Origin of the sequence: Marinobacter sp. MIT930201, assembly GCF_047122665.1 — a bacterium.
Classification (GTDB): domain Bacteria; phylum Pseudomonadota; class Gammaproteobacteria; order Pseudomonadales; family Oleiphilaceae; genus Marinobacter; species Marinobacter salarius.
Map to the genome: position 1 here is coordinate 3,957,989 of NZ_CP138916.1, position 20,851 is coordinate 3,978,839.

Consider the following 20,851-nt stretch of genomic DNA (forward strand, 5'->3'; position numbering starts at 1 on the left):
ATGACATCTGACGCACCCGAAGCCGGCAAAACCTTCTTCAAGGATCTCAACCTTGACCAGCGAGTGCTCGATGCCATCACCGATATCGGTTTTGAGCATTGCACACCCATCCAGGCAGAGACTCTTCCGTTCACCCTGGCGTGCCAGGACCTGATCGGCCAGGCTCAAACTGGCACCGGTAAAACCGCCGCATTCCTGATCACTGCTATCCAGAGCATGCTGGAAACGCCGATTCCGAAAGAGGACCGGTTCGCCTCGGAACCCCGGGTTCTGGCCCTGGCGCCAACCCGTGAACTGGCCATGCAGATCGCCAAGGACGCCGAGCAACTATGCGGCTACACGGGCCATAATGTGGTCACCGTGGTGGGTGGTATGAACTACGATAAACAGCGCGATCAGCTCCAGAACGAGATTGTTGACATACTGGTGGCAACCCCGGGCCGGCTGATTGATTTCCTGGGCTCTCAGGACGTTTTTCTCGACCAGCTCGACATCCTGATTCTGGATGAAGCGGACCGGATGCTGGACATGGGCTTTATTCCTGATGTGAAGCGCATTATCCGCAAGTGCACGCCAAAGGAAGAGCGTCAGACCTTGCTGTTCAGCGCCACCTTTAACCAGGACGTCCTCAACCTCGCCTCGATGTGGACCAAAAGTGCGGAATTCGTCGAGATCGAACCGGAACAGAAGACCGCCGAACGAGTTAAGCAGACTGTCTACCTGGTGGGCGAGGATGAAAAACTGCCGGTACTGGTCAACTATCTTCAGCGCTCCGAGGTGGAAAAAGCCATCGTCTTTGCGAACCGTCGTGACCAGTGTCGTGACCTGGATGAGGACCTTCGCAACCAGGGCGTAAAGGTCGCGCTGATGTCAGGGGAAATCGCCCAGAACAAGCGGCTGAAGACATTGGAACAGTTCAAGAATGGCACCATTCAGGTGCTGGTTGCCACGGATGTCGCCGGTCGTGGTATCCACGTTGACGGTGTAACCCACGTATTCAACTATAATCTGCCGGACAACGCTGAGGATTACGTTCACCGTATCGGACGCACCGGTCGGGCAGGGAAGCACGGTGTCTCTGTCAGCTTTGCCAGTGAGGACGATGCCTTTTCACTGCCGGCTATCGAGTCCTACATCAGCCAGAAACTGACCACGGCGGTGCCGGATGAAGCGCTGACGACCGAACTCGCCAAACCGCCGATCACTCGCAAGCGTGGTGGCCGGCGTCCCCAAGGCAACCGCAGCCAGGGTGGACGTGGCGGAAACCAGCGTCAACGCAGGAACTAACAGGTTGGGAAGCAGGATCATGCGGATAGTAGCGGACGAGAACATACCCTTACTGGAATCGTTTTTTGGCGATATCGGAGAGATACGACCAGTGTCCGGGCGCACGATGTCTGCTGCGGATGTTCAGAATGCGGATATCCTGCTGGTGCGTTCGGTCACTCGGGTCAATCAGGCGTTGCTTGAAGGAAGCCGGGTCCGCTTCGTTGGAACCTGTACCATCGGTACCGACCATGTTGATCAGAAATGGCTTGAATCCAGTGGGATCGCGTTTTCGGCGGCGCCCGGCTGCAACGCCAACAGTGTGGTTGAGTACGTGCTGTCAGTGATCTCACTGCACGCGGAAAAGCGTGGCGTGGCGGATTGGTCAAAACTCAGTGTTGGTATCGTGGGTGCCGGCAATGTAGGTGGAGAGCTTGCACACAAGCTGGACAGGCTCGGTTTCAATGTGCGCCTTTGTGACCCGCCACGGGCCGAACGGGAAGGCGACGAAGGCGAGAAATTTGTCAGTCTTGACGAGGCCATGGCGTGCGACGTGGTAACACTGCACACGCCACTGACCCGCGAGGGAGAGCACGCAACGCTTCATATGTTCGGGCAGGAACGATTGTCTTCGTTGACTGAAGACCAGTTGCTGATCAATACCAGCCGGGGCGAAGTTATTGAAACCTCCTCCTTGCTGGCGCGTCTGGAAGCGCCAAACGCGCCTACAGTGGTACTGGATGTCTTTGAGCATGAGCCCCGGGTTAACGCTGAACTGGTGGAAAAAGTATGGCTTGTCACTCCCCATATCGCAGGCTATAGCCTGGAGGGCAAGGTGCAGGGTAGTGAGGTGGTGTACCAGGCGCTGAGTCGCTATATGGGACTGCCCGCCCGCAAGAAGGCTGGTCAGTTCCTGCCAGAACCAGCGTTGAGCAAACTCTCCTTTACCAGTGCTGCAGAAGAAATGGCGTCAGCCAATATTGCCATACGGTCCTGCTACGATCCGCGCCAGGATGACGCTCGCATGCGGCTGGCAATGGCGTTGCCGCCGGAGGATCGGGCGCAGGCCTTTGACCGGTTGCGCCGGGATTATCCGGTCCGGCGGGAGTTTTCCAGTTTGAAGATCCAGCTCAAGGGCACCAGTAAATCCATGCAGGATACTTTCCGGGCCCTTGGCTTCAAGCTGAAGCTCTGACGTTCCTTCGAACGCGCCTGTTCGCGCCGATTACAGCTGCGCGCTCTTCAGAGCCTCGATCCGGCTGTCCAGCGGCGGGTGTGTCATGAACAGGGCGCTGATGCCCGCCCTTGCACCTCGATTGATGCCAAACGCCTGCAGGCTGTCGGGCATTTGATCAGGCACTTCGCTTTCCTGTTTCAGCCGCGCCAGGGCGTTGATCATGGCGCCACGGCCTGCCAGTTGCGCGCCAGCGATGTCGGCACGGTATTCCCGGCGACGCGAGAACCAGAACACAATGGTACTGGCAAGAATGCCCAGCACGATTTCCGCCACGATACTGACCACGAAGAAGCCGATACCATGCCCGCTTTCGTTCTTGAACACCACGCGGTCAACAAACGAGCCGATCACGCGGGACGCAAAAATCACGAACGTGTTCACCACACCCTGAATCAGCGCGAGGGTTACCATGTCGCCGTTGGCCACGTGGCCTATTTCGTGGCCCAGGACCGCACGAATTTCCTCCTTGTTAAAGCGGTGCAGCAGCCCCTCGCTGACGGCTACCAGCGAGTTGTTCTTGTTCCAGCCGGTGGCAAAAGCATTGGATTGTGAAGCCGGGAAAATGGCGACTTCCGGCATACCGATGCCGGCATTTTCTGAAAGCTCGCGAACGGTGTCTACCAGCCAGCGCTCAGCCGGCGTACGCGGCGACTCGATCACCTTTGCCTTGGTGCTCCACTTAGCCACGGGCTTGGAAATCAGCAACGATACAATGGCGCCGGCAAAGCCGAAGACCGCAGCGAAGGCAAGCAGCGAACCGTACTGGATACCGTTCTGAGCGAGATAGCTGTCAACACCCAGAAGTTTCAGGGTAAAACTGGCGACAAGAATGACGGCCAGGTTGGTGGCAAGAAACAGCAGAATACGCATCTTGAATCCCTTGTTGAATCGTCGGCCGCAGACCGCGGTTTGTGTCTGGGTATTTATATGTGGCCAGTGTGGCCATGTTCAACAGGTTTACGCCAATTTAATGATCGGACCGGTCGCAAAAGAACGTCGCCTGCATTACGCGGCTGATTTTTGCGGAGCTACCGCTTCGGAGGGCGTTGCGAAGCATGTGTATGTGCGTGGAAAAATCCTCGCGGATAGCCGGTGGCAGGTTCTGGCTGCTTTCAGAGTTGTTTTCTTCATGCAGATCTGGGCTGGCAGGCGAACTCAGGCGCACGAACGCCCGCTGGGTCAGAACGGCCTGGTCCAGGGCTTCCTGGCGGATGGTATCCACGTAGCGGAGCAGGCCTTCCTCAGCTAACCAGAGCAGGGTGCCGAAGCAGGCCATGTGCCGCTTGCTGTGGAGCCCGAACTCGTCTGGTTCGTCGGGGCCAGCAATGTCTTCCACAAACAGGTTCACCCGGCGGGGAAAGGCATTGTAGAGCTGAACCAGGGCGATTGCGGCGTCCTTGTAGAACTCTTCGATATGAATGTCCGCCATCAAGCCCCCTTCACAACTGGTAAGACGACAGGAAGTGTGCCAAACGCTTCATGGCATCCTCAAGGGCGTCCTCGCGGGGTAGGAAGACCACGCGCAGGTGTTGCTTGTCGTCGATGTTGAAGGCGGAACCCTGAACCAGGAGGATGCGCTCCTGCAGCAGCAGGTCCAGTACCAGCTTTTCGTCATTGACGATGGGGAAGCGCTTTGGGTCCAGCTTTGGAAACAGATATAGAGCGCCTTTGGGCTTCACACAGCTGACGCCTGGAATATCATTGAGCAGGTTCCAGGCGGTCTCCCGTTGTTCGAACAGGCGACCGCCCGGTGCCACCAGGTCTTCAATTGACTGGTAGCCCCCAAGTGCGGTCTGGATGGCCAGCTGTGCCGGTACGTTGGCACACAGGCGCATGTTGGAGAGCATTTCGATGCCCTCGATCAGGTCCCGCGCGCGGTGTTTGGCGCCGCTGATAATCATCCAGCCGGAACGGTAACCGGCGGCACGATAGTTCTTGGACAGGCCGTTATAGGTAAAGAACAGCACGTCATCCGCCAGTGACGCGGTGGGGACGTGTTCAGTGCCGTCGTACAGGATTTTGTCGTAGATCTCATCTGACAGCACGATCAGGTTGTGCTGCCGCGCCAGTTCCACCACCTGTTCCAGCAATTCGCGGGAGTACACGGCGCCGGTGGGGTTGTTGGGGTTGATAAGCACGATAGCCCGGGTGCGGCGGGTGATTTTTTTGCGGATATCGTCGATATCCGGGAACCAGTCCTGTTGCTCGTCGCATCGGTAGTGAACCGGCTTGCCACTGGACAGGGTCACGGCGGCCGTCCAGAGCGGATAGTCAGGGGCCGGGATCAGAACCTCGTCGCCGGTATTGAGCATGGCCTGCATGGACATCACGATCATTTCGCTGACGCCGTTGCCCAGGTAGATATCGTCGATATCCACCTTGTCGATGCCACGTTGCTGGCAATAGTGCATCACCGCCTTACGCGCAGAGAACAACCCCTTTGATTCCACATACCCCTGGGCCAGGGGCATGTTGTGAATAACGTCCTGCTGGATTTCCTCGGGAACGTCCAGTTCGAAAGCCGCTGGGTTGCCGATATTGAGCTTGAGAACCCGGTGGCCCTCTTCCTCCAGCCGACGGGCTTCACGCAGAACCACGCCACGTATCTCGTAACACACGTTATCCAGCTTGGCGGATTTGAGATAGTTCTGCATAAGCCCGGTATTTCCTTAGATCGGTAAGATGACAAGTGCCATGTTTCAAAGACAAGCCTGTATTCTAGCGGAGCAACGGCCGGCGGCAACAGGCCAATTGTGATGAATTGTGGCACAAATGCGGAGATTTAACGCCCAAAGCTCACAGATTCCATGAACTGAGCGTGACAACCGTGACGGAATCAGTTGTAAATAGGGTTGTGCAAAATATAATAGCGAAAAATACAAGGGAGGAATGTAATGAGCACGCAAAGCATCTACGACTTTAACGCGGCCGATATTCGCGGTGAGGAGCATTCCCTGGATGAGTTCCGTGGCAAAGTTCTGTTGATCGTAAACACGGCCAGCAAATGCGGTTTCACTCCCCAGTTCGAGGGTTTGCAGTCCCTGTACGTCGAGCTGAAAGAAAAAGGCCTCGAAGTGCTCGGTTTCCCCTGCAACCAGTTCCGGAATCAGGACCCGGCGGACGACAAGGCCATCAGCGAATTCTGTAGCCTTAACTACGGCGTGGACTTTCCCATGTTCGCAAAGATTGACGTCAACGGCCCTAATGCCCACCCGCTGTTTGAGTACCTGAAGCACAGTGCCAAGGGGCTGTTGGGATCGGAAGCTGTAAAATGGAACTTCACCAAGTTCCTGGTGAATCGTGAGGGTGAAGTGGTGCGTCGTTACCCGCCGACCACCAAGCCGTCTGCCATTCGCGCCGACATTGAAGCGTTACTGTGAACCATGACTGACGAAGACGACGTCCTGGCGCTGGATAATCAGCTCTGTTTTGCCCTCTACGCCGCCAACCGGGCAATAACCGCCCGCTATCGTCCGCTGCTGGCGGAACTGAATCTGACCTATCCGCAGTATCTGGTCATGTTGGTGTTGTGGGAAGCCGGGGAGAACGGACAGACGGTCAGGGTGTCTGACCTGGGTAAACGACTGCGCCTGGATTCCGGAACCCTGACGCCGCTGCTCAAACGTCTGGCTGAGCGTGATCTGGTAACCCGTTTGCGGGATACCACCGATGAGCGAGTGGTTACGGTCGCCCCCACTGAGAAGGGCAGTGCCATGCGCCAGCAGGCTCGGGACATTCCCGGCCGCCTGTTGTGTGGTACGGGCATTGATCAGGAGCGCATTGTGGAATTGAGGGAAGAGCTGCGATCTGTCCTCAGTCTTCTGGAGGCTGGGGAGGCGCCCAGCGGTCAATAATGGATTTCAGGTCGGCACGATTGTAAGGTTTGGTGATGTAGTCATTCATGCCGGACTCGAGGCAGTCGTCCCGGTCTCCCTGCATGACGTTGGCGGTGACCGCGATCACTGGCAGATCCTGCCACTCAGGGTTTTCACGAATGTTGCGGGTGGCCTCATAGCCGTCCATCACCGGCATTTGGCAATCCATCAGTACAATATCGAATCTCCTTTCGCCTTGCTGCAAGGCTTCCAGTGCCTGCTTGCCGTTTTCGGCCAGGGTGACGGTGTGGCCCAGCTTTTTCAGCATGCTGCTGGCGACCACCTGATTTACCTGGTTGTCTTCGACCAGAAGAAGATTCAGCGTGCGTGACACGCCAGCCGGGGTTGCGATGATTCTTGCCCTGTCCCCGATGTCCAGCCCAGCGGCCCTGCACAGTGTTCGGTACAACTGCTCACGTCTGAGTGGCATCGACAGTATCTGACGATCTTTGGTGGGATGGGCGGAGCCGTCCCGGTCCACCAGAATAATGCCGGTGCCGGACCAGGACGATGCCAGTTGTGCCGCGGTCTCGTCGCTTTCGTTGGCGGCGATCATCAGAATTCCCTCTCCGTCGGGTGCCGCCTCGCGCAGTGGAATGCCCCAGGCTCTCAGTTGATGCTCGATGGGCGTGCGGTGCGGATAGTCCCGGGGCATCCCGATATCGACGCCTACCTGCTGAAGTAGGCCTGGAATAGCCGGCATCGACGGTTGGCTTTCCTGCTCATCGTGAACCGGCAGGGGCAGGTTCACAGTGAAGTGTGTGCCTTCGTGCTCCTCGGAATCTACCAGGATCTGGCCATGCATCCGCTCCACCAGTTGACGACACAGTGTCAGGCCCAGGCCAGTGCCGCCATAGAGCCGGGTAGTGTCACTGTCAGCCTGTGAGAAGGGTGAGAATATCCTGTGCAGCCCTTCCTTGGACATGCCGATACCGGTGTCGACAACGTCAATGCGTACGTTGCCGTTGTAGCGGGTGGCGTGGATGCGGACGAAGCCTTGCTCGGTGAATTTAATAGCGTTACTGAGCAGATTGTTCAGGATCTGCCGAGTTCGGGTGGGATCGCCAAGAAAGCTTTCGGGCAGGTCACAGTCGATGTCCGCCACAACGTCAATATTCTTGCGCCTGGCTTGTTGGGCATGCAGTGTCGCACATTCTTCCACCAGGTTGCGGAGTGAAAACGGGATGTTCTCCAGGCTCAATTTCCCGGCTTCGACCTTGGAGATGTCCAGGATGTCGTTTAACAGACCGAGCAAACTCTGGCCGGCATTGAGCGCAATTTCCAACCGGTTTCGTTGTGCCTGTTCCATGTCGCCTTCCAGCGCCAGGCCCAACATCCCCAGAACACCGTTGAGTGGTGTGCGTATCTCATGGCTCATGCTGGCCAGGAAATTGGCACGGGCTCTGGCACGGCGTACAGCGTCCTCTTTGGCGCGAACCAGGGCGCGGTTGCCTCGCTGCAAGGCATCGTTCTTCTCGGAAATTTCCCGAGTGCGGTCTTCCACCTCCTGTTCCAGCTGGCTGGAGTAGTTCTTCATCGCACTTTCGGCCATCCTGAGCTGTGCGAGGCTGGAATCGATGGTTTCCAGATGCTGGTTGATGACACCCACCATCAGCCCGATCTCATCTTCACGATGATTCTCCGGCACAGGAAGCCGGACCTTCTCAGGCGTTTCAGCCTTGACCCGGCTCAGAGCACCGATGACGTTCAGCATGGGCCGGGTCAGCACAAAGAAGAAAATGAACAGCAGTGCAGCAGTCAGCACCAGGCTTTTCAGCAGGCCGCTGATGACGGTATAGCCCGCGCGTTGGAGGAACAGCAGGCCGTAGTGGTAGGTATCGATGGTGACCGTGAGGCTCCCGAGGGAGAGGTCGCTCAGCTGCGGTACCACCAGTTCCTGACTGAATACGCGGCTGTCACCAAAGAGCAGGTCGCTGATCCACCGATAGCGCGAATCCGGGCTGCTTTGGCTCGCCGCAGCCATGGTTTGGCCATTGTTATCGATAATACGGGCGTCGATGGTTGCGGGATGGCGAAGCAAGCCATCAAGAAGCTCTTCCGCAAGCCGGATGTCGATGTTGTAGGCGATCTGCGAAGCGGGGCTGTGACTGATTTCGATGAGCGCACGGATCTCCTGCTCCATGGAGTCCCTGGCGCTGAAATAATCGAGAGTGACCTGGACAATGTTGAGCACAAGGCCCAATACCATTGCGATTAAAACGGTGTCACGGGTCAGGCGATAGGATAGCCGCTTTTGGAATGCAGTTGTCACGGCGTTTCACGGTCCCTGTTGTAACGTTTCGGTGGTTTTCGCGGGGCGCCAGTTGGCGCCTAGTCGTCGTAGTCGGCTTTCTTGCGCCACTCATCGTCGTGGAGGAACGTATCCCATTCCTTGTCCAGGCTTGACTGGCCCGCGGCCGCGGCACCGTGTTCTTCGTCCCCCTTGATGGCTTCCAGTTCCTTGATGCGGGTACGGAAACTTTTCACGGCTTTCATGGCCATCGGGTTGTCCCTGGACTTGCCCATTTCGGTACTGGCCAGATGATAGGCGTGAATGGCCTTTCGAATCTGGTTCTGCTTCACATAATCGCGTGCCTGGAACACATGCAGGTCGGCGTGGGTCTTGTGCACCAGGAACAACACGAACTTCAGGTTTTTCTTGGCGGTGGCGCTATCAATCTTGCCGGCCTTGTGCATGCCCTCGATCATCTTGAACAGATTTTGCAGCAGCTCCTGGACATAGGTGGATTTTTCGGGGGAGTCGATCTTGATCGGAGTGCGCTTGTCTTCGCCGTCCATTACGGACTTTTTCAGCTGTTGTACAGCACTCAGTCGTTCTTCAACGGGCTGATCAGATTTCAGGGCCTGGAGGTCTTTGCAAGACTCCTCCATCCGCTTGATCAATAGCAGTTTCAAATCTGCAGTGAAATACTGGCCCGGGATTTCGGAGAGCAGGCGGCCGGCTCTTTTGTAGCTGTCTTCCAGAGCCGTTGTTTTACGAATACGCTCGATACGTGCGCGCTCTCGCATCTGACTGGCCACAATAATAATGATCGAAACGGTAACGACAGCCGCCAGTAGCAGCACAATCATTGTGGTATCCATCTTATTGCAAACACTCCGGCTGAATGGACAGGCCACTGGCAGCTCCGGCCACAGAAAAAATCCGGAGAAATCCAGCAAGTATACGGAAGATTAGCAGAAAACCCCGGATGATTCCGTTCTGAAATGTGAAAGATTGCAGCTTCATATCAATCCGATGAATTGATACCCTGTTGACCATTATTCTAGTGAATAAAAGCCGTTTACGTGTTACTTCCGATAGGGGCCACGTCATGGACATTTCCCGGGTAGACCTCAATCTGCTTGTTTATCTCGATGTACTGTTGAGGGAGCGGAACGTCACCAAAGCCGCCAATCATCTTGGGATTACCCAGCCCGCGATGAGCAACGGCCTGCGCCGACTGCGGGACCTGTTCGGAGACCCGCTGCTGGTTCGTACCAGTGAGGGGATGACCGCAACCGAGCGTGCCACTGAGCTACAGCCACTGGTGCGGAGCATTCTGTCCGATATTGAGCAGGCGGTTCATGAGAAAACCGCGTTCGCGGCTATGGAAAGTCAGCGCGTGTTTCGGATCATGGCCAGTGACTACGCGGAATCCTGCCTGATGCCACGGGTACTTCGCCGGATTCGTCAGGAAGCGCCTCATGTGACTCTGGATGTTCTTACCCCCAGTGACGTGAGCTTCCTCGACGTGGAGCAGGGGCGCCTCGATATGGCGATCAACCGTTTTGACAAGATCCCCCAGTCGTTCCACCAGAAAACTCTGTGGACGGAGTACTTTGCCTGCCTGATGAACGCACGTAACCCGATACTCAAGGAGCCGTTTACCCTCGATACCTACCTGGACGCCAGTCATATCTGGGTCAGCAAGACCGGGTTTGGTGTCGGGGTGGGGGTGAACCCGAAAGACGTCCAGCGCCTGGGGTGGGTGGACGAGGCCTTGTCACTGATGGGCCGAAAACGCCAGATTTCCGTGTTTACGCGGCATTACCAGGTGGCGATGCTGCTGGCGGAGCAGCACGACCTGATCGCCACGCTGCCATGCCGGGCGGCCTGGTTGCAGAAAGACAACGCCAACCTGGTGGTTAAAGTGCCACCGTTCGAGATACCACCGTTCGAGCTCAAAATGGCCTGGAGCCCGCTGTTGCAACACAACACGGATCACCAGTGGTTACGTAAGCTGATTGCCGAAGTGGCGGAAGAGGTAGACGCGGAATTTGCCCCGTTCGGAGCACAGTTTGAATCCACCGGGGTGCCCGGTATCCGCCACTCAGAGCGGTAGTTCTCGCAGTTCCAGAGAACTCCTTCCTGCATCCCACATGCGCTGGAACGACTCAGCGAGTAGTTTTACCCGGCCGCTGTTGGCAAACGTTGCAAAGCCTTCCGGCTTGTAGAAGTCATGCCGGTAAACCACGCCCTCGCGGTCCGCGAGCAGGAAGGGCTGGTCGTCCACCGGGTAATCCTCGTTCACCAGCCTCAGTTCAATCCGGCTGGGCAGGCGGCGCATCAGTTCAACAATCTGGTGACGGCGCTGGACCAGCGGCTTGTCATCGTGAATCAGAAGCCGCACGTCACTGAGCCGATGTCGACGGGCCAGGCCGGATATCAGCTCCCGGAAGCGCAGGCGGTCATAGAGATCATGGTCCAGCACCCGGTCATACAGCCAGAGCCGCTGACGCGCCTGGCCAGTCAGGGAGTCGATCAGATCTACCATGGTGCTCTCGCGGTCAAACAGCCAGGCGTCCCGATCTTCGCCCAACAACATGGGGTTCTCGCGGGTTGAATAGGCGTCGTTCACCAGCTTCGGAGCGAGGCAGCGCATGTCGACATGGGGGATTCCGGCGTCGTCGTAGAGGTCGGAGCACACGTGAAAGCCCGAGCGTTGGTAGAAGGGGATGGCGTGTTCCTGGGCGGAAAGTTGCAGCTCGGTGAAACGCTCTGCGGCTTCGGAGACAAGATGGCGTAGCAGGACTTCACCCAGACCCTTGCCCCGGTGTGCCGGAAGAATAGCCATGCGGCCGATGTGTGCCGTTTCCTCCAACGTGGAGAACAGGCGGGCGACGCCAACGGGGGTGTTGTCGGGTAATACCATCAGGTAGTGGTCGGCAATTTCGTCGGTGTCGTCCCACTCCAGTTCCGGTGGGACTTTTTGCTCGTCCACGAATACGGACTGGCGGATGTTCCGGACATCGGCCGGCGCCAGTTGCCAGCTGTATTTTCGAACCCGTACGTTCATGCTGCCTTCACCCAGGTTTCAGTCAGATGTCAGTCAAAGTACAGAGAGCCCTGGTTGACGAGTGTGCTCAGAAGACCCTGTATGGCATCGTCACCGGCAAAGCTGGCCAGTGCGCCCATGTCCGGGCGAGCGCTGGCACAAAGAAGGGGTGCCAGGGGCCGTGCGTCGCCCCGAAGCAGGAACTGCTCACCGTCCACGAACAGGGCGGTTTCGTCCTCGAAGTCATGGTAGGCGAAACGTGAGCCCTCGTTCCAGCGCAATGGGTTGCCGGCCGCAATCAACTCGCCCAGCAACTCTGGTGTGACCGGTTCTTCCGCGGGCACAACGATTTCCAGACTCTTGGGTGCCGTTGAGTACTGGCCGAACCAGAGTGCCAACTGGCGTTGATCACTGAGTTGGTCGCGGATGAGGCGGTCAAGCCGATGGATAACGTCGGGCTTGATGGCGCCGGGGTTGTCCTGGACCTTCAGGTCCGGATCATCCAGGTGTTCAGAGGCATCGGAGCGGCTGCACAGGAAGTCGGTGAAGCCTGTCAGTACATCGTCGACCGTAGGCGCGCGGAACCCGATAGACAGGGTAATGCAGTCGTCCTCGGCGACCCCGTGGTGGCCAACGCCCGGCGGCAGGTACAGCATGTCTCCCGGTGCCAGGGTTACCGTTTCCTCGCCGTCCCAGCTGCTCAGGATTCGTAGCGGCGTACCGTCCACGCGCGGCGAGGTGTGGTCACAATGGCCGCCAAAGGTCCAGCGACGGTGCCCCTCGGCTTGCAGAAGGAAGACATCGTACTGATCGTAGTGGGGGCCTACGCTGCCACCTTTTGGCGCGTAGCTGGCCATAATGTCATCCAGCCGCCAGTTGGGTACGAAGCGGAATTCGTCCAGCAGGTCCGCAAAGTCAGGAACCCAGTGGTCAAGACCCTGAACCAGCAGTGTCCAGTGGCTGTCTGGCAGTTTGCTGAAACGCTCGGGCTCGAAAGGGCCGTTGTGCAACTGCCAGGGCTTGCCGTTGTCGTCCTCGATCACAATCCGCGATTCAACAGCGTCCTCACAGGCCAGTCCTGCCAACTCGTCGGCCGAGACAGGGCACTCAAAGCCCGCAAAGGCCTGGCGGATGACCAGTGGTTTTTTTTGCCAGTAGTCCCGCAGGAATTCCTGGGCGGGCATTCCGCCGGGCAGTTGCATGGTTCAGATATCCCGTGCCTGTTGCGTGGCGTTGCCAATGTAAGAGCCGGGAGTGAGTTCCATCAGTTCCGCCTTGGCGGCATCGGGAATGTCCAGTGACTCCACAAAGGCCTTGATCACATCCGGTGTCATGGCTTTGCCACGGGTCAGCGCCTTCAACTTTTCGTAGGGCTTCTCGATGTTGTACCGGCGCATAACGGTCTGGATCGGCTCCGCCAGGACTTCCCAGGCGTGATCCAGGTCTTCGTCCAGGCGTGCCGGGTTGATTTCCAGCTTGCCCAGGCCTTTCAGGGAGGCCTCGTAGGCAATCAGGCTGTGGGCGAAACCCACGCCGAGGTTGCGCAGAACGGTTGAGTCGGTCAGGTCACGCTGCCAGCGGGAAATCGGCAGCTTGGCAGACAGGTGGCTGAACAGGGCGTTGGCGATGCCCAGGTTGCCTTCAGAATTCTCGAAATCAATTGGATTGACCTTATGGGGCATGGTGGACGAGCCTACTTCGCCTTCCACGGTTTTCTGCTTGAAGTAGCCCAGGGAAATATAACCCCAGATATCCCGGTCCAGATCAATCAGAATGGTGTTGAATCGAGCAATGGCGTCGTAGAGCTCGGCGATGTAATCGTGGGGTTCAATCTGGGTGGTGTACGGGTTCCAGTCCAGGCCCAGGCTTTCAATGAATTCCTTGGCGTTCTGGGCCCAGTCGATTGATGGGTAGGCAGACAGGTGGGCATTGTAGTTGCCTACGGCCCCGTTGATCTTGCCCATCAGCTCCACGGCGCGAATCTGTTTCACCTGCCGGCGTAAGCGGTGAACCACGTTGGCCAGTTCCTTGCCGACGGTGGAGGGCGAGGCCGTCTGGCCATGGGTGCGCGACAGCATGGGTTGTTCCGCGTGCTCATGGGCCAGCTCCGCCAGCCTGTCAACGATGCGCTCCATGGCCGGGAGCAGGCCGTGGTCCAGACCTTCGCGCAACATCAGGGCATGGGAGAGGTTGTTGATGTCCTCGGAGGTACAGGCAAAATGCACGAATTCAGTAACGGCGTGCAGTTCCGGAACCTCGGAGATCTTTTCCTTGATGAAGTATTCCACCGCCTTTACGTCATGGTTGGTGGTGCGTTCAATGCCCTTGATCCGTTCCGCGTCTGCCAGATTGAACTCCGAAATCATTCGATCCAGAAACTGGTTGGCGTCGGCAGAGAAGGCAGGCACCTCGGTGATGCCGGGATGGGCCGCCAGTTTCTGCAGCCAGCGGAGCTCAACGGTCACGCGGTTCCTGATCAGGCCATATTCACTGAAAATGTCACGAAAAACGCTGACTTTACTGCCATAGCGTCCATCGACCGGGGAAATGGCGGTCAGGGCGTTGAGTTCCATCGAAAACCTCTCAAGTCATCAAAGATACGGTCAAAAGAAAAACTGGGGGCGCATATGATACACCAGTGGTGGCCGGGATTCAGTCGTAAACCGAGCGGTTTGCCTTCTCCGCCAATTCCCGGGCGGTCATGATGACCTTGCGACGAGTGAAGATAAGCTGCCAGCGGCGGCCGCCGGTCTGGTGCCAAAGGACGGCGGAGCGAATACCAGCCAGTAACAGGGCACGTACTTTGGCCGCATTCTCCTCGCGTTGAAGAATCGTGGGCTCACCGCTGACCTGGATACGCTGGCGGAAGGTGCTGATGGTGTCCGTGTAAATCGACGCCACGTTGGCAATCAGGTTGCTGTGGCTGTAGCCGAAATGGCTTGCGGTGTGCCGGGCCTGGTCGATCCGGCTGCCGATTACATCCAGCATGTCGCTGTTTTGACGAAGCTTGGAAGAGAGGTTAATCAGGTTCAGGGCGTAACGCAGTACTTCAATGTCCTGCTGTTTGCTCTGTTGGCTCATTACGCTGGCGAGGGTGGAAAGGCCTTCACGCAGGTCCTTCAGTTCACCGCCGAACACATCCAGGGTCGTTTCAGGTTGCGTGGCGAACAGTGAGCGCAGGCAGGTTTCAAAGCTGGACTCCGCGCACTGGCCGGAATGGGCTATTTGCTGGACCAGAGCAGAGGCCTGGAAGACGCCCGCCAGAGCCAGGGTCTGGTCGTGTATCGATCGGCTCATGCGCCGGCTCCTTCCGCCTTGTTGTCAGTTCCTGTGGGCGTCTGCTCACCGTCCCGCCAAGTTTGTTCGATAACGCCGCCACCAAGGCAGACCTCGTCGCGGTAAAACACGACAGACTGACCCGGAGTGACGGCGCGCTGTGCGTCGTCAAAGACAACCCTGAACCCGTTGTCCAGGGCTGTTACCGTGCAGTCCTGGTCCGGTTGGCGGTAGCGCGTCTTGGCTTTGCAGCGGAACTCCGCAGCCGGAGCTTCGCCGGCAATCCAATCCACCGGTCCGCTGATCAGTCCGCGAGAAAACAGCAGGGGGTGATGCTTGCCCTGAACGGCAACCAGTACGTTGCGGGACAGGTCTTTTTCCGCGACGTACCAGGGCTCGTCGCCAAACTCACTCAAGCCACCAATGCCGAGGCCCTGACGCTGGCCAATGGTGTGGTACATCAGGCCCTGATGGCGGCCGATCACCTGGCCATCGGGGGTCTCGATATTTCCGGGCTGCGCGGGAATGTACTGTTTGAGGAAATCCCGGAATTTGCGTTCCCCGATAAAGCAGATACCGGTGGAGTCTTTCTTGTCGTGGGTGATAAAGCCCTGTTCGGCGGCAATGCGCCGTACTTCCGGTTTTTCAAGCTCGCCCACCGGAAAGAGCGTACGGGCAATACGTTCGCCAGAGACGGCGTGCAGGAAGTAGCTCTGGTCCTTGTTGGGGTCAAGGCCCTTGAGCAGTTCGGCTCCGCCACTGCCGTCGTTCAGAGGGCGCTGGCGGGTGTAGTGGCCGGTGGCAATGTAGTCAGCGCCCAGGGTAATGGCGTAATCGAGAAACGCCCGGAACTTCACTTCCTTGTTGCAGAGGATATCGGGATTCGGGGTCCGGCCAGCCTTGTATTCCGACAGGAAGTGCTCGAATACCCGATCCCAGTATTCCGCCGCAAAGCTGGCGGTGTGCAGCGTAATACCGATGGTTTCCGCCACCGCCTGAGCGTCCGCCAGGTCGGTCATGGCGGTGCAGTATTCGGTGCCGTCATCCTCGTCCCAGTTTTTCATGAACAGGCCTTCCACCTGGTAACCCTGGTCCTTCAGGAGCCAGGCTGCCACGGAAGAGTCTACGCCGCCGGACATGCCGACAATCACTCGGGTATTTTCAGGTGCTTTAGTCATGTCTGGGTCTGTCGGGGTCAAAGGGGCGGATTCTAGCATTTAAGCCAGGTTACGTCTGCGGCTCGACAATGACATCCAGGGGAAAGCGGCGTCCGTTTCGGTAATCTTCTATGCATTGCATGACCAGAGGGCTCCGAAGTTTGTCGGCCTGTGAGCGGATTTCACCGGGTGTTAACCAGTGGGCAGCGATAATGCCGTCGTCCAGCTCATCGGTCACGCGGCCCAGGGCCCTGGCTGAGAAGCAAAACCGGTAGTAGGTAACGCCGTTGGCGGGGGCCTTGTAGGTATAGACGCCAAGAAAGTGTTCAGGGACCACCTCCCAGCCAGTCTCCTCCAGGGTTTCCCGCTGCGCTGCGTCAAGGATCCTTTCGCCTTCCTCTACGTGGCCCGCGGGCTGGTTGAGCACCACCTGACCATGGCTGAGTTCCTCAACCAGCAAAAAACGGCCATGGTCATCTTCAACAATAACGGCAACTGTGGCGTGGGGTGTCCAGGTCATGGGCGGGGTCGCCTCCGGGGTGCGTGTTTGCGGGGTTTCGCCGCCTTCCGCGCCGCGGTTCCAGGCGGGGGCGAAGGCGCATGTACGGATGTTGCCCTGTATTCGCCGGGCGAAAGCCCGTCCAGGGTCCAGTCTCCAATACCATAGCGAACCAATCGTAGGGTAGGGAAGCCGACTGCCGCCGTCATGCGACGGACCTGCCGATTTTTACCTTCGGTGATGGTGATCTTCACCCAGCTCGTGGGGATCGATGCTCTGTAGCGTACTGGCGGGTTTCTGGGCCAGATCTCCGGCGGAGCCATCGTCGTAACTTCGGCTGGGCGAGTCTTACCGTCTTTGAGTTCCACGCCTTCGCGCAGTTTCTTCAGTGCCGTTTCGCTGATCTCGCCTTCAACCTGAACCCAATATGTCTTTGGCATTTTCAGCCGGGGAGAGGCAATTTGATGCTGCAGTTGCCCGTTGTCCGTTAGCAGCAAGAGACCTTCCGAATCATAGTCAAGCCGCCCGGCAGGGTAGACAGCGGGGATCTTGAGCCAGTCGGCAAGGGTGGCGCGGAGGGTGCCATCCGTGCCGCCTTTCTCGTCGGTGAACTGGCAAAGCACCCGGAACGGTTTGTTGAACAGAATCAGCGTTGCCATGGTGGCAAATGAACCTTGATTTAGGGAATCGAATTTGAACAGGCGCATTATGCCAGAAGTAGGGAGAGAGGGGGTTGGGGAGGAGGGCCCGGTCGCCCCATCTGGTTGCGGAACGACCGAACACAGGCTAACTGGCCGGTCATTGTGGGCCGGTGTTATCTGCCTGGGCAGTGGTGGCGTCAGCCGTCAAGCGTTTGCCGCGCGGGGCTGATCCTGGTATCCACTGTCCTGATTCTGTTCCACGTCGTCGTCACTGCCGGACGTTTTCTCAGAAGCGTTCTCTTGGGAACTCTGCTTCTGTGGCTGCTCCTCCGGAACGATGTTGACCGCGTGGATCCCCTTGTCGCTGGGCTTTTTATCGAAGGTGACGGCCTGGCCGGCCTTTAAGGTTTTGTAACCTTCCATTTGCACTGAAGAGAAGTGAGCAAACAGATCGTCACTGCAGCCTTCCTCGATAATGAAGCCATAACCCTTGGCATTGTTAAACCACTTTACTTTGCCTCTTGGCATGATGAACTCCCCTGTTCTTTCACTGTCAGTGTCTTTGTTATTGATGTTATTGCCGAGCGTTTTGCCTTGCACGGATTGCAGCCTGTTATAGGCTTCTTACGCCAATTTACAATATTTTACATTGCTATCGTACTGTTGACCAATATTCGCTCAGAGTCAATAGCAGTTATAGCCGGAATGTATGGTTGAACCGGGGCCGGAGCCTGTATCATGGCGAGATTGATAACCAGCGCACGTCCGGTTACCGGAGGTACCTTGAAAACCGGGCGGCAGACAACCATCTTTAAGCAGAGGCACCGATTTCCGGTAAAGAATCATGCGGACTATCCAGAATTCTCTACTAGTATTAAATCAGGGGGAGGACGAACAGCCAGGACGTCAGGACGATGTCAGTGTTGCTCCCGAGAAGCCCGCCCTCAAGCGCCCCGCGCGCTTCAGGGTTCTGCTTCTGAACGATGACTACACACCCATGGACTTTGTAGTGGATGTGTTGATGAAGTTCTTCGGAATGAACGAAGAAAAGGCGACGCAGGTGATGCTGCTCGTCCATACGCAGGGAAAGGCTGTATGCGGGGTATATACCCGGGACATCGCGGAAACAAAGGCGGCACAGGTGAACCAGTATTCCTCGGAATGCGAACATCCGCTCCTTTGCGAGATTGAACGTGCGGACTGATAGACCTTGGGGTGGCCCATGCTGAGCAAAGATCTTGAAATTACATTGAATGCGGCTTTCAAAAGTGCCCGCGACAAGCGTCATGAATTCATGACCGTCGAGCACCTTTTGCTGGCCTTGCTCGACAACGAATCGGCAGTGGGCGTCCTGAAAGCATGCGGTGCAGACCTGGCCCGGCTTCAGGAAGAACTCGTAGAGTTTGTGGATTCAACCACACCACTGATCCCCAGCAACGACAGCGAGCGGGAAACACAACCCACGCTCGGATTCCAGCGCGTGCTACAACGTGCTGTATTTCACGTACAATCCTCTGGCAAGAAGGAGGTAACCGGTGCCAATGTGCTGGTGGCCATCTTCAGTGAGCAGGAGAGCCAGGCGGTGTATGTGCTCAAGAAACAGAGCATCGCCCGCATTGACGTGGTGAATTTTGTTTCCCATGGCATCTCTCGCGTTCAGGGTGCCGAAGATCAGGAGGGTCACGATCAGGCGTCTCATGATGAAGCCGCAGAAGAAGGCGGTGCATCACGTCCGCTGGAAAGCTACGCAACCAACCTGAATGACCAGGCCCGCCAGGGCCGCATTGACCCGCTGATCGGACGTGAACACGAAGTCGAGCGGGTGGTTCAGATACTGGTTCGCCGTCGCAAGAACAATCCGCTGCTGGTGGGCGAAGCGGGTGTGGGCAAGACAGCGATTGCCGAAGGCCTTGCCAAGCGCATTGTGGATAGCCAGGTGCCGGAGATCATTTCTGACGCGGTGGTCTATTCACTTGATCTCGGTGCCCTGCTGGCTGGCACCAAGTACCGGGGTGATTTCGAGAAGCGGCTGAAGGGGCTGCTTGCAGAATTGAAGAAAGAGAAGCATGCGATTCTGTTCATCGATGAAATCCATACCATCATCGGTGCCGGTTCCGCGTCCGGCGGTGTGATGGATGCCTCCAACCTGCTCAAGCCCATGCTGAGCTCAGGGGAAATCCGGTGCATTGGCTCCACCACCTTCCAGGAATTCCGTGGCATTTTCGAGAAGGACAGCGCGCTGGCTCGCCGCTTCCAGAAGATTGATGTGAACGAACCCAGCGTTGAGGATACCTACCAGATCCTCAAGGGGCTGAAGTCCCATTTCGAGAAGCACCATGACCTGAAGTACACCGATCAGGCACTGCGTGTGGCGGCGGAGCTGTCTGAACGCTACATCACCGATCGCCACCTGCCGGACAAGGCGATTGACGTAATCGACGAAGCCGGTGCCCATCAGCGTCTGCTGGCGGTGGCCAAACGCAAGAAGACAATCGACGTGTCGGAAATCGAGGATGTGGTGGCCAATATCGCCCGCATCCCGCCGAAGAACGTATCCACCAGCGACAAGGACCTGCTGCGCAATCTGGAGCGGGATCTCAAGATGGTGGTCTTCGGGCAGGATCCGGCTATCGAGTCATTGTCCACCGCCATCAAGCTGGCCCGTGCCGGCCTGAAGGCGCCGGAGAAGCCGGAAGGTGCCTTCCTGTTTGCCGGCCCCACGGGTGTGGGCAAGACCGAAGTCACCAAGCAACTGGCCAAGGTGTTGGGTATCGAGCTGGTGCGCTTCGACATGTCCGAGTACATGGAGCGGCATACCGTGTCCAGGTTGATCGGTGCGCCTCCGGGCTATGTCGGGTATGACCAGGGTGGTCTGCTGACGGAATCCGTGAGCAAGCATCCGCATTGTGTGCTGTTGCTGGATGAGATCGAGAAGGCTCATCCGGAGGTCTTTAACCTGCTTCTGCAGGTGATGGATCACGGTACGCTCACGGATAATAACGGTCGTAAGGCGGATTTCCGTCATGTGATCCTGGTGATGACCACCAACGCCGGTGCTGAAAGCATGGCCCGCCGTTCCATTGGCTTCAGCGAGCAGGACCACAGCACGGATGGTATGGAAATCATATCCAAGACCTTTACGCCGGAGTTCCGCAACCGCCTGGATGGCATTATCCAGTTCGGTGATCTCCAGCCGGCCACCATCACCCACGTGGTGGACAAGTTCCTCACGGAATTGCAGGCGCAGTTGGACGAGAAGCACGTGGTGCTCCACGTTGACGACGCCGCGAAGGAATGGCTGGCCGAGAAGGGCTACGATGTCACCATGGGGGCACGCCCGATGGCTCGCCTGATCCAGGACAAGATCAAGCGGCCCCTGGCGGAACAGATCCTGTTCGGCCGGCTGTCGGAGCATGGTGGTGATGTCCACATTCACCTCAAGGATGGTGAACTGGAGTTCGAGTATGAGGACGAACCGGCTGAGGCTGTGTAAGCAGCCCTGAGCGATTCTTCTCCTCCTGGAAAGGCCATGCTGGAAACAGCATGGCCTTTTTTGTCACTGGCCGACCATCAATTGACTCTGTTGAAGGGCCAGCCCTGACATTGTCGTCAATCCAATTG

Annotated in this window: 20 protein-coding genes; 7 read left to right on the forward strand and 13 right to left on the reverse strand. The window is 57.5% G+C overall.

From position 1 onward, the window contains the following. Together SIC19_RS18010 and pdxB are read left to right on the forward strand one after the other, a co-directional pair. A complete protein-coding gene (locus SIC19_RS18010) occupies positions 1–1,287 on the forward strand; it encodes a DEAD/DEAH box helicase (RefSeq protein ID WP_127401516.1) in 1,287 nt (428 codons plus the stop codon). Between the two features lie 19 nt (positions 1,288–1,306). Beyond that, the gene (gene pdxB, locus SIC19_RS18015) at positions 1,307–2,461 is read left to right on the forward strand and encodes a 4-phosphoerythronate dehydrogenase PdxB (protein ID WP_127401514.1); all 1,155 of its coding nucleotides are present in this window, start codon (positions 1,307–1,309) and stop codon (positions 2,459–2,461) included. 30 nt (positions 2,462–2,491) lie between these two features. Here pdxB and htpX read toward each other — a convergent pair whose 3' ends face one another. The 3 genes from htpX to SIC19_RS18030 form a co-directional block, all read right to left on the reverse strand. Then, entirely contained in the window at positions 2,492–3,373 is an 882-nt protein-coding gene (gene htpX / locus SIC19_RS18020) for a protease HtpX (protein ID WP_091641347.1), read from the reverse strand. Positions 3,374–3,470: 97 nt separating this feature from the next. Next, positions 3,471–3,932, reverse strand: a complete 462-nt coding sequence (locus tag SIC19_RS18025) for a hypothetical protein (protein WP_075196230.1) — start codon at positions 3,930–3,932, stop codon at positions 3,471–3,473. A 10-nt stretch (positions 3,933–3,942) separates the two neighbouring features. Then, on the reverse strand, positions 3,943–5,157 hold the full coding sequence (locus SIC19_RS18030) for a pyridoxal phosphate-dependent aminotransferase (RefSeq protein ID WP_036205287.1): 1,215 nt from the start codon (positions 5,155–5,157) through the stop codon (positions 3,943–3,945). Positions 5,158–5,397: 240 nt separating this feature from the next. Between SIC19_RS18030 and SIC19_RS18035 the strand changes: the two genes are divergently transcribed. Both SIC19_RS18035 and SIC19_RS18040 read left to right on the forward strand, forming a co-directional pair. Continuing rightward, the gene (locus SIC19_RS18035; protein ID WP_075196229.1) at positions 5,398–5,883 is read left to right on the forward strand and encodes a glutathione peroxidase; all 486 of its coding nucleotides are present in this window, start codon (positions 5,398–5,400) and stop codon (positions 5,881–5,883) included. Positions 5,884–5,886: 3 nt separating this feature from the next. Beyond that, positions 5,887–6,357 (forward strand): MarR family winged helix-turn-helix transcriptional regulator, encoded by a 471-nt coding sequence (locus SIC19_RS18040; RefSeq protein ID WP_036205291.1) that lies wholly within the window; start codon positions 5,887–5,889, stop codon positions 6,355–6,357. Here the strand turns inward: SIC19_RS18040 and SIC19_RS18045 are convergent. Next, on the reverse strand, positions 6,317–8,587 hold the full coding sequence (locus tag SIC19_RS18045; RefSeq protein WP_226910015.1) for an ATP-binding protein: 2,271 nt from the start codon (positions 8,585–8,587) through the stop codon (positions 6,317–6,319). The two genes, SIC19_RS18040 and SIC19_RS18045, sit on opposite strands and share 41 nt — an antisense overlap. 122 nt (positions 8,588–8,709) lie before the next feature. Further along, complete coding sequence (locus SIC19_RS18050) at positions 8,710–9,483, reverse strand: hypothetical protein (RefSeq protein ID WP_127401510.1); 774 nt, start codon at positions 9,481–9,483, stop codon at positions 8,710–8,712. 230 nt (positions 9,484–9,713) lie between these two features. Here SIC19_RS18050 and SIC19_RS18055 point away from each other — a divergent pair, with 230 nt between their 5' ends. Then, complete coding sequence (locus tag SIC19_RS18055) at positions 9,714–10,724, forward strand: LysR family transcriptional regulator (RefSeq protein WP_007153713.1); 1,011 nt, start codon at positions 9,714–9,716, stop codon at positions 10,722–10,724. Here the strand turns inward: SIC19_RS18055 and SIC19_RS18060 are convergent. From SIC19_RS18060 to SIC19_RS18095, 8 genes are all read right to left on the reverse strand, one after another. Next, positions 10,713–11,678 (reverse strand): GNAT family N-acetyltransferase, encoded by a 966-nt coding sequence (locus SIC19_RS18060; RefSeq protein ID WP_127401508.1) that lies wholly within the window; start codon positions 11,676–11,678, stop codon positions 10,713–10,715. The two genes, SIC19_RS18055 and SIC19_RS18060, sit on opposite strands and share 12 nt — an antisense overlap. Before the next feature lie 29 nt (positions 11,679–11,707). Next, a complete protein-coding gene (locus SIC19_RS18065) occupies positions 11,708–12,859 on the reverse strand; it encodes a cupin domain-containing protein (RefSeq protein ID WP_075196226.1) in 1,152 nt (383 codons plus the stop codon). Between the two features lie 3 nt (positions 12,860–12,862). Next, complete coding sequence (gene purB / locus SIC19_RS18070; protein ID WP_127401506.1) at positions 12,863–14,230, reverse strand: adenylosuccinate lyase; 1,368 nt, start codon at positions 14,228–14,230, stop codon at positions 12,863–12,865. Positions 14,231–14,309: 79 nt separating this feature from the next. Continuing rightward, positions 14,310–14,954, reverse strand: a complete 645-nt coding sequence (gene hflD, locus SIC19_RS18075) for a high frequency lysogenization protein HflD (protein ID WP_036205300.1) — start codon at positions 14,952–14,954, stop codon at positions 14,310–14,312. Next, on the reverse strand, positions 14,951–16,111 hold the full coding sequence (gene mnmA / locus SIC19_RS18080; RefSeq protein WP_075196225.1) for a tRNA 2-thiouridine(34) synthase MnmA: 1,161 nt from the start codon (positions 16,109–16,111) through the stop codon (positions 14,951–14,953). The genes hflD and mnmA overlap by 4 nt, the downstream gene beginning before the upstream one ends. Positions 16,112–16,160: 49 nt before the next feature. Then, positions 16,161–16,610 (reverse strand): NUDIX hydrolase, encoded by a 450-nt coding sequence (locus tag SIC19_RS18085; protein WP_041334261.1) that lies wholly within the window; start codon positions 16,608–16,610, stop codon positions 16,161–16,163. Then, positions 16,607–17,248: a pseudouridine synthase gene (locus tag SIC19_RS18090; protein ID WP_041336668.1), complete on the reverse strand. Its 642-nt coding sequence runs from the start codon at positions 17,246–17,248 to the stop codon at positions 16,607–16,609. The genes SIC19_RS18085 and SIC19_RS18090 overlap by 4 nt, the downstream gene beginning before the upstream one ends. Before the next feature lie 186 nt (positions 17,249–17,434). Next, positions 17,435–17,758 (reverse strand): cold shock domain-containing protein, encoded by a 324-nt coding sequence (locus SIC19_RS18095; RefSeq protein ID WP_041336669.1) that lies wholly within the window; start codon positions 17,756–17,758, stop codon positions 17,435–17,437. Between the two features lie 316 nt (positions 17,759–18,074). Here SIC19_RS18095 and clpS point away from each other — a divergent pair, with 316 nt between their 5' ends. Together clpS and clpA are read left to right on the forward strand one after the other, a co-directional pair. After that, a complete protein-coding gene (clpS, locus tag SIC19_RS18100) occupies positions 18,075–18,434 on the forward strand; it encodes an ATP-dependent Clp protease adapter ClpS (protein WP_036205304.1) in 360 nt (119 codons plus the stop codon). A gap of 18 nt (positions 18,435–18,452) precedes the next feature. After that, entirely contained in the window at positions 18,453–20,723 is a 2,271-nt protein-coding gene (clpA, locus tag SIC19_RS18105; protein ID WP_036205311.1) for an ATP-dependent Clp protease ATP-binding subunit ClpA, read from the forward strand. Positions 20,724–20,851: the final 128 nt, after the last annotated feature.